Origin of the sequence: Nocardiopsis sp. NPDC006938, assembly GCF_042869555.1 — a bacterium.
Lineage (GTDB): Bacteria > Actinomycetota > Actinomycetes > Streptosporangiales > Streptosporangiaceae > Nocardiopsis.
Window position 1 is genome coordinate 127638 of the sequence record NZ_JBIAGA010000007.1, and the last position, 15159, is coordinate 142796.

Annotated in this window: 10 protein-coding genes; 6 read left to right on the plus strand and 4 right to left on the minus strand. The window is 72.2% G+C overall.

Translation table 11 applies throughout. The features are described from left to right. The first annotated feature begins 433 nt into the window (after positions 1-433). The 4 genes from ACFYL4_RS13355 (at position 434) to ACFYL4_RS13370 (ending at position 6159) form a co-directional block, all read left to right on the plus strand. On the plus strand, positions 434-1693 hold the full coding sequence (locus ACFYL4_RS13355; protein WP_387518511.1) for a styrene monooxygenase/indole monooxygenase family protein: 1260 nt from the start codon (positions 434-436) through the stop codon (positions 1691-1693). 39 nt (positions 1694-1732) lie between these two features. Further along, positions 1733-2503, plus strand: coding sequence for a sulfite exporter TauE/SafE family protein (locus ACFYL4_RS13360; RefSeq protein ID WP_357764415.1), 771 nt, complete (start codon positions 1733-1735; stop codon positions 2501-2503). A gap of 274 nt (positions 2504-2777) precedes the next feature. After that, positions 2778-4706 carry a 1-deoxy-D-xylulose-5-phosphate synthase gene (gene dxs, locus ACFYL4_RS13365; protein WP_357764478.1) on the plus strand — a complete coding sequence of 643 codons (1929 nt, stop codon included), beginning with the start codon at positions 2778-2780 and terminating at the stop codon, positions 4704-4706. 52 nt (positions 4707-4758) lie between these two features. After that, complete coding sequence (locus ACFYL4_RS13370) at positions 4759-6159, plus strand: FAD-dependent oxidoreductase (protein WP_387518512.1); 1401 nt, start codon at positions 4759-4761, stop codon at positions 6157-6159. Here ACFYL4_RS13370 and ACFYL4_RS13375 read toward each other — a convergent pair. Continuing rightward, the gene (locus ACFYL4_RS13375; RefSeq protein ID WP_387518626.1) at positions 6152-6997 is read right to left on the minus strand and encodes a neutral zinc metallopeptidase; all 846 of its coding nucleotides are present in this window, start codon (positions 6995-6997) and stop codon (positions 6152-6154) included. The genes ACFYL4_RS13370 and ACFYL4_RS13375 overlap by 8 nt on opposite strands. Positions 6998-8129: 1132 nt before the next feature. Next, positions 8130-8903 (minus strand): TetR/AcrR family transcriptional regulator, encoded by a 774-nt coding sequence (locus tag ACFYL4_RS13380; protein WP_387518513.1) that lies wholly within the window; start codon positions 8901-8903, stop codon positions 8130-8132. Between the two features lie 151 nt (positions 8904-9054). Here ACFYL4_RS13380 and ACFYL4_RS13385 point away from each other — a divergent pair, with 151 nt between their 5' ends. Continuing rightward, on the plus strand, positions 9055-11277 hold the full coding sequence (locus tag ACFYL4_RS13385) for an MMPL family transporter (protein WP_387518514.1): 2223 nt from the start codon (positions 9055-9057) through the stop codon (positions 11275-11277). Positions 11278-11447: 170 nt separating this feature from the next. Continuing rightward, positions 11448-13646: an MMPL family transporter gene (locus tag ACFYL4_RS13390; protein ID WP_387518515.1), complete on the plus strand. Its 2199-nt coding sequence runs from the start codon at positions 11448-11450 to the stop codon at positions 13644-13646. On the opposite strand, the gene ACFYL4_RS13395 is transcribed toward ACFYL4_RS13390, so the two are convergent. Further along, on the minus strand, positions 13647-14108 hold the full coding sequence (locus ACFYL4_RS13395) for a MarR family transcriptional regulator (protein WP_357764400.1): 462 nt from the start codon (positions 14106-14108) through the stop codon (positions 13647-13649). A gap of 31 nt (positions 14109-14139) precedes the next feature. Beyond that, a complete protein-coding gene (locus ACFYL4_RS13400) occupies positions 14140-15072 on the minus strand; it encodes a hypothetical protein (protein ID WP_387518516.1) in 933 nt (310 codons plus the stop codon). Between the last annotated feature and the right edge of the window lie 87 nt (positions 15073-15159).

The window sequence follows — 15159 nt, forward strand, 5'->3', positions numbered from 1 at the left end:
CTTCCACCCGCGCGTTCCGCGGCGCGCGGCGGTGCGTGTCCGGGAGAGGCGTGTCCGGGTGTGAGGTGTGTCGCTTCGCCGGAGGAGGCGGGATCGGTGCGCGAGTCGACGACGGGCGCGTCCGGCGTCGTCTCAGGGCGCCGCCCGCGACCGCCGGTGCCCGTGGTTCGCGAAACCCGGCCTCCATCCCGCCTGACCTGCGGGGACGCCGTTCCGGTCCGGGGCGGGCGCGTCCCGGGCCGTCGGCGCCCGCGTGACGCGGGCCACGCCCATGCGCAGAGGCCTTGGTCCCGGGCTCGGTGGGGACGAAGGTCCCGAGGTCAGGGGCGGTGGGGGCGGCTCCGAGAACGCTGTTAGGTTCGCCGCGTCCCACGACCCAGACCGGGCCCCCGCGTCCCGCCCCCGCCGTGCCCGGGCCCCAGCCAGGAGAACCATGCGCACCATCCTCGTCGTCGGAGCCGGACCGTCCGGGCTCCAGCTCGCCCTCGGGCTCCTCGCTGAGGACTACGACGTCACCCTCGTCGACCCCCGGGGTCCCGAAGAGATCCGGAGCGGACGCGTGATGTCCACCCAGTGCCTCTTCGGACCGGCGCTACGCCGCGAACGCCGCCACGGGCTCGACCTCTGGGGCGACCGGGCGCCCCGCGTCACCGGGGTGGGCGTCCGGGTCACCGGGCCGGACGGTGGACCCGCCGAGGTCGACTGGGTGGGACGCCTGGACGAGCCCGCCCGGTCCGTGGACCAGCGCCTCACACTCTCCGCGTGGGCGGACCTGTTCGCCCGAGGCGGCGGCCGGGTCCTGCGTCACCGGGTCACGCCCGAAGACCTGGCGGACCTGGCGCCAGGCCACGACCTGGTCGTCGTCGCGGCCGGCCGGGGCGCGCTCGGGGGGCTCTTCCCCCGCGACGAACGACGCTCACCCTTCACCGCACCCCAGCGCGTGCTGTCCCTGGCCTACGTCACCGGGGCCGATCACCACCCCGACGGGGACGTGCTCGGACGGACGGCCGTCCGAGGCGCGGGCGAGCTGTTCACCCTGCCCACCCTGTCCGTCAACGGTCCCTGCCAGGCCCTCATGGTCGAAGCGGTCCCCGGGGGCCCGCTCGACCACCCGCGGCCCCCCGGCGCCACCGGCGAGGACGTCCTCTCCGCAATGCTGGACGTACTACGCCGACACGCCCCCCGGGAGCACGAGCGGTTCGCCCGGGCCCGGCTGGCCGACCCCCTGGGCGCGCTCCACGGATCTCACACACCCGTGGTGCGCGAACCCGTCGCCCGGCTCGCCGACGGCACCCCGGTCCTGGGCATGGCCGACACCGTGGTGAGCAACGACCCCGTCACCGCCCAGGGCGCCAACATGGCCTCCCTGTGCGCCGACGTCTACCGCAGGGCCATCGTCGACCACGGGACGCGCCCCTTCGACGAGACCTTCATGCGCGCGGCGTTCGCCTCCTACTGGCGGCACGCCCGCCAGGTCACCGCGTGGAGCAGGGTGATGCTGAACGGTCCGCACCACGTGTGGGAGCTGTACCGGCTGGCGGACCGGCACCAGCCCACCGCGGACCGGTTCGCGAACTCCTTCGGCGACCCCTCCGGGCTCATCGACTGGTTCCTGCACCCCGAGCGGGCCACCGCCTACGCGGACGGCGTGCGGCGGTCGCTGGCCGTGTCGTCCCATCTCCCTATCTCCTAATCCCGATCGGGCAGAGGGGGATATAGCGTCGGCCCCCTCATGTTCGCTGATCTCCTCACACCCACCCCGCACGCCCTCTTCGGGCACATCGACGCGTGGGTCTTCCTCCTCGTGGCGGCGACCGCCGTGTTCGCCGGCGCCGCCGTCCAGAGCCTGGTCGGCCTCGGCCTCGGACTGGTCGCCGCCCCGGTCATCTCCTTCCTCGATCCGACGCTCATGCCCGGGGCACTGCTGACCACCGTGGTCGTCCTGCCGATGCTCACACTCGTCCAGGAGTGGCGCCACGTCGACTGGAAGGGCCTGGCCTGGGGCCTGCCCGCCCGGCTGCCGGGAACCGTGCTGGCGGTGTGGGTCGTGGCCGTCCTCGAACCCCGCGCCCTGGCGGCGGTCGTCGGTGTCATGGTGCTGGTGGCCGTCGCGCTCACGGTGCGCTCCTTCCGTGTCCCCCTCACGCCGGTCTCCCTGGTCACGGCGGGCGCCCTCTCCGGGTTCGCGGGCACCGCCACCTCAGTGGGGGGACCGCCCATGGCCCTGCTCTACCAGCACGAACCGCCCGCGCGGGTGCGTGCCACCCTGGCCGCGTTCTTCCTGTTCGGCGGGCTGCTCTCCCTGGCGGGCCTGGCGGTCGGCGGGCAGCTCGACGCCCGCACCGTCTCCGCCGGGATCGCCGCCATCCCGTTCGTCGGACTGGGGTTCGTGGCCGGGAACGCGGTCCGCCGGTGGGTCGACCCGCGGCGGATGCGCGCGGCGCTGCTGTGTGTGGTGACCATCTCCGCGATCGGCCTGCTGACCCAGGCGGCACTCGGCTAGCCTCAGCTGGGCGGTCGGCGTCAACCCGATCCCAAGAGGGAGTAACCTACGCCGAAACGTCCGAGGCGGGACACGGGCCCGGGGCGCTCGCCGGGGCCCTTATGCCGTGGGTACCGTCGAAGCCGTACCCTCGGGGGGCCACAAGGTGTGACCCGCGGGCGAAGGCCCATAAACTCGGGTATGTATACCTGCTGGTAGCCAAGTCCGGACCACGTCAGGGGCCGGGCCGGGCAAACGTAACGTGGACACGCTGGACGAGGGGACTGACGAGACAGTGGCACTGTTCGAGTCGATACACAATCCGGAAGCGCTCAAGAAGCTCCCGGCCGACCAGCTCCCTGCGCTGGCCCAGGAGATCAGGGACTTCCTGGTCGACTCCTGCTCCCAGACCGGGGGACACCTCGGCCCCAGCCTCGGCGTCGTCGAGCTGAGCATCGCGCTGCACCGGGTCTTCGACTCACCGAAGGACCCCATCCTCTTCGACACCGGCCACCAGGCCTACGCGCACAAGGTCCTCACCGGCCGCCACGACTTCAGCAACCTGAAGTCCGAGGGCGGCCTGTCCGGCTACCCCTCCCGCGCCGAGTCCGAGCACGACTTCATCGAGAACTCGCACGCCTCCACCGCGCTGTCCTACGCCGACGGCATGGCCAAGGCCAACGAGGTCCAGGGCCGCACCGACCGGACCGTGGTCGCCGTCATCGGCGACGGCGCCCTCACCGGCGGCATGGCGTGGGAGGCCCTCAACAACATCGCCGAGCGGAAGAACCGTCGCCTGGTCGTCGTCGTCAACGACAACGGCCGCTCCTACTCGCCCACCATGGGAGGCCTGGCCGACCACCTGTCCTCGCTGCGGATGACCCCCGGCTACGAGCAGGCGCTGGACCTGGCCAAGAACACCCTCAACCGCACCCCCGTGGTCGGCCAGCCGCTCTACGAGGCCCTGCACGGCCTCAAGAAGGGGCTCAAGGACACCATCCAGCCGCAGATGATGTTCGAGGACCTGGGTCTGAAGTACCTCGGTCCCATCGACGGGCACGACGAGCCCGCCGTGGAGAAGGCCCTGCGCCGGGCCCGTGACTTCGGCGGTCCGGTGATCGTCCACGTCATCACCCAGAAGGGCAAGGGGTACGCCCCGGCCGAGAACCACGACGAGGACCAGTTCCACGCCCCCGGCCCCTTCGACGTCGACACCGGCAGGGCCAAACCCGGCCCCAAGGTCGAGAAGTGGACGTCGGTCTTCGCCGACACCATGGTCGAACTGGGCGCCGAGCGCGACGACATCGTCGGCATCACCGCGGCGATGCTCCACCCCACCGGCCTCAACAAGTTCGCCGACGCCCACCCCGACCGCGTCTTCGACGTGGGCATCGCCGAACAGCACGCCGCCACCGCCGCCACCGGCATGGCCATGAACGGCCTGCACCCGGTGGTCGCCGTCTACGCGACCTTCCTCAACCGCTGTTTCGACCAGGTGCTCATGGACGCCGCCCTGCACCGCCAGGGGGTCACCTTCTGCCTGGACCGTGCCGGTGTCACCGGCAACGACGGCGCCAGCCACAACGGCATGTGGGACATGTCCATCCTGCAGGTCGTCCCCGGCCTGCGCCTGGCCGCCCCGCGTGACGCCGCCCGGCTGCGCGCCCTGCTGCGTGAGGCCGTGGCCGTCGAGGACGCCCCCACCGTCGTGCGCTACCCCAAGGGCGCCGTCGCCGAGGAGCTGCCCGAGATCGGCAAGGTCGGCAGCATGGACCTGCTCCGCCGCGCCACCGACGGCGGTCACGGCAAGGACCTGCTCATCGTCGGCGTGGGCACCATGGCCCAGGTCGCCTGCGAGGTGGCCGACCGCATGGCCGACCAGGGCATCGGCGTCACCGTCATCGACCCCCGATGGGTCAAGCCCCTGGACGAGGCACTGGTGGCCGAGGCGGCCGAGCACTCCGTGGTGGCGGTCGTCGAGGACAACGGCCGCACCGGGGCGGTCGGCGACGCCGTGGCGCGCCTCCTGCGCGACCACGACGTCGACGTGCCCGTGCGGACCTTCGGGATCGAGCAGGAGTTCCTCGACCACGCCAAGCGCGACCGCATCCTCCAGCAGCAGGGCCTGACCCCCCAGGAGCTGTCCCGCAAGCTCACCGAGACCGTCTCCCGCCACGGAGACCACGGCGGCTCCCAGCGCGAACTGGCCGACGAGAAGGCCTGACCCCCGCGCCTGGCAGCACCGGAGGCGGCTCCGGTGCTGCCAGAATGGGCGCATGAGCGACGAGCCCAACCCCCAGGACGAGACCCCGCTCCGGGTGGCCGTGATCGGTTCCGGACCGGCCGGGGTGTACACCGCCGACGCCCTCACCCGCCAGCGGCGCGTGCCCGTCCGGGTGGACGTCCTGGACCGGCTCCCCACCCCCTACGGGCTGGTCCGCTACGGCGTGGCCCCCGACCACACGAAGATCAAGGGCGTGGCGCGGACCCTGCGCCGGGTCCTGGAGCACCCGCACGTGCGGTTCGTCGGCGGTGTCGAGTTCGGCACCGACCTCACCCGCGCCGACCTGGCCCGCTCCCACCACGCCGTCGTCTACGCGACCGGCGCCAGCGTCGACCGGCGCATGGGCGTGCCGGGCGAGGACCTGCCCGGCAGCGTCGCGGCCACCGACCTCGTCAACTGGTACTGCGGACACCCCGACAACGACTGGGACGACTTCGCCCTGGACGCGGAGGAGGTCGCCGTGGTGGGGGCGGGCAACGTCGCCCTCGACGTCGTGCGCGTGCTGGCCAAGACCGCCGACGAGCTCCGCCACACGGACATCCCCCAGACCGTCCTGGACGTGCTGGCCGCCAGCCGGGTCCGCACCGTACACCTCCTGGCCCGACGGGGCCCGCTCCAGGCCAAGTTCACCGCACCCGAACTCCGCGACCTGCTGGCCCTGCCCGGAGCGGACGTGGTCGTGCGCCCCGAACAGGTGGACCTCGACCCCACCGAGATCGGTGGTGACCGCCCGGACCTGCGCGAGGTCTCCCGCGCCGCGCGCACCAACCTGAGGCTGCTGCGGGAACAGGCGGGCCGGGAACCCGAGGGGCGGCCGCGCCGCGTCGAACTCCACTTCTGGACCCGGCCCGAGGAGATCCTGGGTGAGGACCGCGTGGAGGGGCTGCGCGTGGGCCGCACCAGGCTCACCCCCGAGGGTCGGCTCGAGGGCACCGGCGAGCAGGCCGTTCTGGACGTGGGAATGGTGCTGCGCTCGGTCGGGTACGCGGGCGTGCCCCTGGAGGGGGTGCCCTTCGACACCGGCGCGCACACGGTCCCGCACGAGGCCGGACGCGTCCTCGACACACGGGGACGACCGGTGCCGGGAGACTACGTGGCGGGATGGATCAAACGCGGTGCCACCGGGGTGATCGGTACCAACAAGTCCGACGCCGCCGCGACCGTGCGTGCGCTCCTCCAGGACTCCCCGGAACTGCGCGGCGCCGTCCCCGCCCCCGTCCCCCTGGAGCGGGTCCTGGACGACCGGGGGCTGGCGCACAGCGACTACGAGGGCTGGCTGCGCATCGACGGGGCCGAGGCGGACCTCGCCGCCGAGCTGGGCCGGGGCGAGCGCGTGAAGTTCCGGGACTGGGACGCCTACCGGAGGATTCTGCGGGGGGAGGGACTCAGGTGACGTCCCGGTCGGAGGCCTCGTAGGTGTTGCACCCGCCCACGGTGGGGCTGGTGTAGCCGGACTCCAGCCAGAACGCCCGGTTGGCCGCGCTGCCGTGGGTGTCCAGGTCGCCGCCGCCGTTGAAGTGCTCGTTGACCACGTCCAGGGCGTCGCCGTCCGGGTCGGTGAGGCCGCGCAGCCCCACCCCGGCCATGCACTCGGCCTGGAGTTCCGTGCGCCTGAGGGTGTCCAGCTCGTCGGCCTCGCTGCCCGCGCGGCGGCGCAGGTCGTGCGAGATGCCGAGGATGCCGGTGGCGTACTGCACGTGGTGGGCGTACTCGTGACCCATCAGGGCGAGCCACACGTGTGCCTCGTGGTCGTCGGGGATCTGCTCGCCGACCTGGCGCACGCTGGGCAGGACCACCGTGATCAGACCCCGGTCGCTCTCGTAGTAGGCCAGGGTGAAGGAGTCGTCGGTGTCCGTTGCGAGGGCGTCGTTGGTGACCGTGATCTCCGGCAGGTCGGGGTCGAGGCCGAGCTCGTCCATGACGGGCGCCCACAGGTCGTTCAGGCAGGTCCCGGCCTCGTTGGCGAAGGCCTCCCAGGAGTCGTCCGAGCCGGTCCGCAGCTCGGGTAGTTCGCAGTCGACGGGTTCGGGCATGGCGACGTCGTAGAGCGGGTGGTCCACGATGTCGACCTCCGCGGGGTGGGGCCGGGCGTGGAGGGCGCTGTCGTAGAACGCGGTCAGGTCGGTGCCGCCGGTCGGGGGCTCCTCCTGCGGGGTGTTCACCACGATGACGGTGCTGGCGACGAGGGCGACCAGGGCGACCGAGGCCGCGGAGAGGGCGCCCACGAGCACCGCCCTGCCCTTGTCACGGGGCGGGCGCGGGGGAGCCGACCACTGGTGGGGAGCCTGGTGCCACTGGGGGTGGTGTCCGGGGTGGCCCTGCGGCCACCATCCGCCCTGCGGTGCGTGCGGGTTCACCCAGGTGGCGGCGGGGGGCGGTCCCGGGTGTGGTCCACCGTGGGGGGCGTTCGGTGCCGGGAACGGTGCGGGGGGCGCGCCCTGGCCCCCCGTCGGTCTCGGCGCGGCGGCGGGATGCTGCGGTGTTCCGGTCTGTGGAGCCGCCTGGGGTCTGTGGTGTGCGTGCGGCGGTGGGGCACCGTGGGGTGCCTGGAGGCCGTGGGCGTGGGCGCCCTGGGGCGCGGGAGGCGGGACCTGCTCTGGGGTGACGTGTGGTGCCGGGGAACCCTGGGGCCGGTTGCCCTGTGGGGGCCCGGATGCCGCCTGGGGGTTCTGGGGGCCTGGCGCCCGCTGGGCATGTGAGGGCGGTTGAGGTCCCTGGGGCGACTGTGCACCCCGGGGTGCCTCGGGCCCACCACTGGGAGACCCATGGGGGCCGGGAGCCTGCGGGTGCGGACCGTTCTTCGGTCCCTGGGGCGCGGGAGTCCCCGCCCGGGCTCCGGGCACGGACGCACCGGGTGCCGACCGTGCCTGGGCGGCGCCCGGAGCCGACTGGCCCTGAGGACCCCGCTCGGGTGTCGCTCGTGGTGAACCCTGCTGGTGGCCCGTCGGCGGGGGAGCCCCGGGGGAGGGCGGCTGCCCGGCGGGTGCCCGCCGACCCTGTGGGGCGCGGGGCGGACCGTGCGACGGGGACCGCGGCGCGTCCTGGGGGCCCCGCACTCCGTGACCGGGGCCGACGGGGGCGTCCGGAGCGTCCTCGGCCCGCGCGGCCCCGGGTCCGGGCGGGCTCGACTCGGCCTCCGGAGCCCAGGGGCTCGGAGCGGGTGGAGTGACGTCGTCGCGGGACGCACCCGGGTGCCCGGGCGGTCGGGGCGGGGTCTCCCCGGGCTGACCGGCTCCGGTTCGGTTCTCCACGGGATCGTCCTCGTCTTCGCGCCAGTACGGGAACGGCATGGTCGGATTCGTACCCACGAATCCGGCAAATGCCGCAGACCTCCAGTATGGGGCTCGGGCGGGCGGCTCCCGGTCAGGCCTCCTCCTGCCTCCCGGGCGGTGCGTAGCGAACCCCGAGGTCCTTCGCCATGTTCTGAAGCTCGGACTCGAAGAATGGTTCCATGTCGCGCACGACAAAACTCAGATGTTGGAACACTTCCATGCAGACCACACCGTAGAGGCGCACCCAGCACGCGGTGAGCACCATGACGGCGCCTTCGGAGATGTCCGGGGAGGTGAAGCCGACGGTGTCGGCGAAGGAGCGCAGCTCGGGGCGGAGCGCGTCCGGTACGGCCTCGTCCGGGGGGACCGGGAAGCGTTCCTCGGAGACCAGGTGGTCGAAGAGGGTGAAGAACGTGGAGCCGAAGCGGCGGCCCGCCTCCAGGGCGCGGCTGATGTCGGCCTCGGGGTCCAGTCGGGTCCTCGGTCCGAACATCACCGAGAACTCGGCCTGGTGGGTGATGGCCCAGGTGCGGAAGGCGCGCAGGGACGCCAGGATGCGCCCGTCCGTGTCCGCGGCGGGCACGTCGGCGTCCGCCGCGGCCACCACGTCGGCCAGTTCCTCGTACATGTCCGCCGTGATCGACACCAGCAGGGCGTCGATGCCGGGAACATAGCGGTACAGTCCGGGCGCGGTCATGCCCATCTCGCGGGCGATCGCACGCAAGGAGACCCCGACCACCCCGAACTCGACGAGATGTCTGCGGGCGATCTCCTTGATCTCCGCGAGTGTGGCCTCGCGCACACGTTCGCGGCGGCTCAGGGTGCCCCCGGCCCGCGGCTCGCTTGTGACCGGCGGTTTCGTCATGTGCTGCGGTACACCCCGTTTCACGCGCCAGGGTCGAGGCGCTTCTCGTTCTCTCGGCGACGTTGACATCGTAATGCCTGCACGCTTAAGTGAACACCGTTAGCAAACAGTGTTCACAGATATGACGACCGTTCGCTTGAGGGGGCGGCCCATGCCGACACACACGGGGTTCTTCGGCCGACTGGGGCTCGGCGCCCACCGGGGCAGGTGGTGGATACTCGCACTCACGGGGCTCTTCGCCGCCTTCTCCGTGGTGTGGGGACTCGGCGTCTTCTCGGACGTCAGCCAGAGCGGTTTCGAGGACCCGGACTCGGAGTCCTCCCGCGCCATGGACGTGCTCCAGGAGGAACTGGGTCACGACGACATCGACATCATCGCCGTCTACCGCAGCGACGAGATGCGTGTGGACAACCCGACGTTCGCCCAGGCGGTGCGACGAATCACCGACGTCCTGCCCGGGGACGTCGTCGCCGGGTACGACCTGTACCTGGACGAGGAGTTGTCCGACGTCGAGCGCGGCATGCTCGTCTCCGAGGACATGCACGCCACCTACGTGCCGGTCACCCTTACGGGGGACACCCACGAGGAACGGCTCCACCAGTACGAGGAGGCGGCGCGGGCCCTGGAGTCCGGTCCCCTGGAGACCCACCTGGGCGGCCCGATCGCGGTCGAGCACGAACTCTCCGAGACCGCCGAGAGCGACATCATCCGCGCCGAGCTGATCACGCTTCCGGTCCTGCTCCTGCTGCTGGTCCTGATCTTCGGCGGCCTGGTCGCCGGGCTGGTGCCGCTCGCGGTCGGAGGCCTGGCCATCCTGGGTTCGCTCACCGTGCTCCGCGCCCTCACCTCGGTCACCGAGGTGTCCGTCTTCGCCATCAACGTCGCCACCCTGCTGGGGTTGGGGCTGGCCATCGACTACGGCCTGTTCATGGTCAGCCGCTTCCGTGAGGAACTGGGACGCGGCCGCACCGTCCCCGACGCGGTCCGCCGCACCGTCGACACCGCGGGGCGGACCGTCGCGTTCTCCGGTGTCACGGTCGGTATCGCCTTCGCGGGCCTGCTGTTCTTCCCCCAGCCCATCCTCAAGTCCATCGGCTTCGGCGGAATCGCCGTGGTGGCCTTCGACCTGATCGCGGCCCTCGTGTTCCTGCCCGCGCTGATGGCGGTGGTGGGACGCCGGATCGACCGGCTCCGGCTGCCGCTGCCCCGCCGCACCGTCACCGGCGCGGTCGACGAGCACGCCGGGGCCTGGGCGAGGTTCGCCCGCACCGTGATGCGCGGACCCGCCGTGTCCCTGGTCGCGGTCGGCTGCGTCCTGGTGGCCTTCAGCTCCGGGTTGGCCTCGACCCAGTTCGGAGCCACCGACCAGCGCTACCTGCCCGCCGACGCCTCCAGCCGGATCGGTACCGAGTCCATGGCGCGGGACTTCCCCGCCGGGCAGGTCGGCCGACTGCACGTGGCCGTCCTCGGCGAGGTCGGAGAGGACGCGCTCGACGCGTACGTGGAGCGCCTGGACGCGCTGCCCGGCACGGTCCGTACCGGTGTCGCCCGTGCCGAGGGGGACGTCGCGCACGTGGAGGTCGCCTACCAGGGCGCCACCGACGACCCCGAGGTGCAGGAGCTGGTGCGCGACGTGCGGGCCGAACCCGGCCCCGAGGGAGCCGATGAGACCCTCGTGGGCGGTGTGGCCGCCATGCAGCTGGACAACCTCGACGCGATCACGCAGGAGGCGCCGAAGACGGTGGCGTTCATCATCGGCTCCACCCTGGTCCTGCTCTTCCTCGCCTTCGGTTCCGTGGTGCTCCCGGTCAAGGCGGTGCTCATGGGCGCGCTCTCACTGGGCGCCTCGCTGGGGGTGGTGGTCTGGGGTTTCCAGGAGGGGTTCTTCTCCGGGCTCCTCGGATTCGACGCGGTCGGCACCATCGACCCCACGTACCTCGTGCTCATCACCATCGTCTCCTTCGGTTTGGCGATGGACTACGAGTTGTTCCTGCTCAGCCGGGTCAGGGAGGAGTACCTGCGCAGCGGAGACAACACCCGGTCGGTGGCACTGGGGCTCCAGCGCACGGGCCGGATCATCACCAGCGCGGCCCTGCTGCTGGGGGTGGTCCTGGTGGCCATGGGCACCTCGGGTCTGCTCTTCCTGAAGATCATCGGCATCGGGCTGGCTCTCGCCGTCCTGGTGGACGCCACCCTGGTCCGGGCGGTGATGGTGCCCGCCACCATGCGCCTGCTCGGCGACTGGAACTGGTGGCTGCCGCGTCCGCTGCGGTGGCTGCACGACAGGGTCGGCATCTCGGAGGGCGGTGACGACGAGGAGGTCGTGCCGGCGGCCGACCACGGGGAGCGGGAGCGGGTGCCCGCGGGGGTCTGAGCCCGACCTCTCCGATTCGGGCCCCGCCCGGCCGTGCGCCGGGCGGGGCCCCTCGTGTGCGGCCGCCGATCCCCTTTCGCGAATCGTATTCAAGACATACGATATGTTCGCTCTATCAATAGGGATCGGTGCACCTGACCCGGCGCCACACGCACTCTCCAGGAGAAGCCTTGGCCGCCCCACCCCTCACGACGCCCCCTGTCACACCCCCGCCCCCTCCGCTCCTGACCCGGCTCGGCCGGGCGGTGGCGCGGCTCGCCGGGCGCGTGCTGCTGCTCGCCGCCGCCGTCGGCGTCGTCTCCGCTGTCCTGGCGGCGGGCACCCTCGACCGGCTCCAGCTCAGCCGCTTCGAGAGCCCTGGCTCCGAATCCCACCGGGTCGAACAGGCCCTGGAGGAGGGGTTCGGCACGGGCAAGCACCACTTCCTGCTGCTGGTCACCGCACAGCGGGGGACCGTCGACTCCCCGGACGTCGTGGCGGCCGCCACCGCCCTCGAACGGGACCTCGCCGCCCGGGAGGGCGTCGCCGAGACCGCCTCCTACTGGTCCCGCGACAGCTCACCCGCGATGCGCTCCGACGACGGCACCCAGGCCCTGGTCACCGCCCGCATGTCGGGTACGGTCACCGAGGCCCGCACCGCGCTCGCCGACATCTCACCCGACCTCACGCGCTCCGACGACGTGATCCGGGTGGAGGTCGGCGGAGGCGACGAGATCTTCCGCCAGGCCGCGGCCCAGGCGCAGAGCGACTTCGTGCGCGCCGAGATCATCGTCCTGCCGCTGGTGTTCACCCTCCTACTGCTGCTCTACCGGAGAGTGTGGGTGGCCGCCCTCACCCTGGCCATGGGCGTGTTCTCGGTGGTCACCACCCTCGCCCTGCTGCGCGGGGCGGCCGCCCTCACCGAGGTGTCGACCTTCGCCGCCAACCTCGCCCTCGTCATGGGGATCGGCCTCGGTGTGGACTACGGCCTGTTCGTGATCACCCGGTTCCGTGAGGAGCTGGCCCGGGGGCGGGCCGTCCCCGAAGCGGTGGAGCTCGCCGTGGCCCGGGCCGGGCGCACCGTGGTGTTCAGCGGCCTCACCGTCGCCATCGCGCTCTCCAGCCTTGTCCTCTTCCCCTTCCCGTTCCTGCGGTCCTTCGCCTACGCGGGGGTCGGCGTGGTCCTGACCTCCGTCGTCGCCGCCCTGGTCGTCCTGCCCGCCGCCCTGGCACTGGTGGGCCACCGGGTGCGCCCCCGGAGGGAACCCCGGGCCGACCGGGGCTGGTGGCACACCGCCTCGCTGCGCGTGACACGGCGCCCGCTCCTGTACGGTGCCCCCGCGCTCGGCCTGGTGCTGCTGCTGGCCCTGCCCGCCCTCGGAGCCCGGATCGGGCTCCCCGACGCGCGCGTCCTTCCCGAAGGCCACTCCAGTCGTGACGTCCAGGAACAGATCGAGGCGGGGTTCTCCCAGGAGGAGATGGACGCCGTGCACGTGTTGGTCGACGCCCCGGACCCCTCGGCGGAGGAGGTCGCCGCGTACGCGGCCGCCCTCTCACGGGTGGCGGGTTCCGCCCAGGTCGACGCGCGCACCGGCACCTACCAGGACGGCCGGCACACGGCCCCGCCCGGCGCGGCGGCGGAGCGCTTCGGCGCGCGCGGGGCCACCTGGTTCTCGGTGGTGCCCACGACGGCCGCGCTGGACGACGCGTCCGGGTTCGTCGACCGCCTGCGCGACGTGCCCGCGCCCGGCGACACGCGGATCGGCGGTTACCCCGCCGATCTCACCGACTTCGGCGACGCCCTCCTGGAACGGGTGCCCCTCGTGGTGGGAACCGTCCTGGCGGTCACGTTCGCGCTGCTGTTCCTCATGACGGGGAGCCTGCTGCTCCCGCTCAAGGCGATCGTGCTCAACGTGCTCAGCCTCGCGGTGATGTTCGGAGTGATCGTCTGGGTGTTCCAGGAGGGGAACCTGTCGGATGCTCTGGGCTTCACCGCCAACGGGACGCTGGAGGTGACCTTCCCGATCCTGATGTTCTGCGTGGCCTTCGGCCTGTCCATGGACTACGAGGTGTTCATGCTGGCCAGGATCAAGGAGGAGTACGACCTGTCCGGCGACACCACGACGGCGGTCGCCGCCGGACTCCAGCGCAGCGGCCCGCTCGTCACGGCCGCCGCCGTGGTGCTGGCCGCCTCCTTCGCGGTGTACGCGACCTCCAGCGTGTTCTACCTGATCATGCTCGCGGTGGGGATGGCGGCGGTGATCCTGGTCGACGCCACCCTGATCCGCGGCGTACTGGTCCCGGCCGCCATGCGCCTGGCCGGTCGCGCGAACTGGTGGGCCCCGGCGCCGCTGCGCCGTGTCCACGAGCGGTGGGGGCTGGGCCACTGACTAGGAGGTCTTGGTGACCCGGGGGTGCGCCGCCACCAGGCGGCCGGACAGTTCGTGCAGCGCGGCGCGCTCCCCGTCGTCCAGTTCGGAGAAGAACTCCCGCTCCAGCCGTTCGGCCTCCGCGCGCGCCCGTTCCAGGGCCTCCCTGGCCCTGGGGGTGGGCGTGACGATGTAGCGCCTGCGGTCGCGGGGGTTGCGCACGCGTTCGACCAGCGCGAGCCGCTCCAGTTCGTCGATGACGCCGACCATCACGTTGGGGTCGATGCCCAGGGCCCGGCTCAGTTCCCGCTGGGAGGGGTCGGCCATGGAAGCGGTGGCGGCGAGCACGTGGAACTGGCGCGGGCTGACCTCCAGCTCCTCGAAGGCGGACGCCGTGGTCGCCTGGAGGAGTTCGCCGAGCTTGATCAGTCGGAACCCGGTCAGCCCCCACAGGGGGGAGACCCACGTACTCGCCTCGTTCATGGCCGCAGTCTACGTTCGGGCCGGCCGGCCCTCAGCCCTCGAAGAGCTCGTCCACCCGGGTGAGGCGCAGGGCGCGGTCGAACCAGACGTCGAGCAGGGCCAGGTCCCGGCACCCCTCGACGCGCTCCCGCTGCTCGTCGGTGGGGGTCGCGCCCCGTGCCTCGAGGATGCGCAGGATGTCCTCGGCCCTGGCCGCGGCCGCGCCCTTGGTCAGGCCCCGCGCCTCTCCCCGCGCCTCTCCCCGCGCCTCGCCCCTTGCTTCGCCCTCGGCCCTGAGGCGCTCGGTCCACTCACTGGTGTAGGCGTAGGTCTCCGTCATCATCAACTCCTCCAGGGCCGCCTGGCCCTTGCCGCCGGAAAGCAGGTGCAGCGCGTATCCAATATACTTCGCGGCCGTTTCCCGGTCGATGTGGTCGAGGCCGCTGTGCAGGGCCGTCAGGACGTCGGGCTCCCGGGTTCCGTGGGCGGCCGCGGAGAGGACGCCCAGGGTCGGTCGTTCCCCCACGTCCCCGGGGTCGGTGACCACGGGGATGCCCCGGGGCCCCAGAACGATCGGGTCGAGCACGAAACCGGGGTGCCCCAGGGGGATCGGTTCGGTGTACCAGTCGGCCACTCTCTGCCGTGGGCAGATGACCAGCAGCGCCACCGGGCACTCGTGTTTGGAGCGGAGTGCGGCCACGTACTCGGGCCAGGTGAAGCGCTTGCGCTCCTTCTCGTCTCTTTGGACCTCCACGACGATGCCCATGAGCTTGCCGTGGGGGTCGTCTCCGGCGGGGCCCCGGAGCAGGATCGCGACGTCGGATCGACGCTCGACCGGGTCGACGTGTCCGAGGTCGCAGGAGGTCAGTTCACTGCGGTCGTAGTCCGGTACCTCCACTCCGAGCTCGCGCAGGAAGCCCGCCGCCATGTCGGGGGCGTCCGCGAACAGTTCGGAGTAGATCTGGTGTTCAGGGGAGATGGCCACGGATCGAACGCTACGGAGGGTTACCGACCGGTACGCGCGGTTCGGGTACAGATCCTCCGAGGGTGAACACGCGCAAGGGCCCGGCCC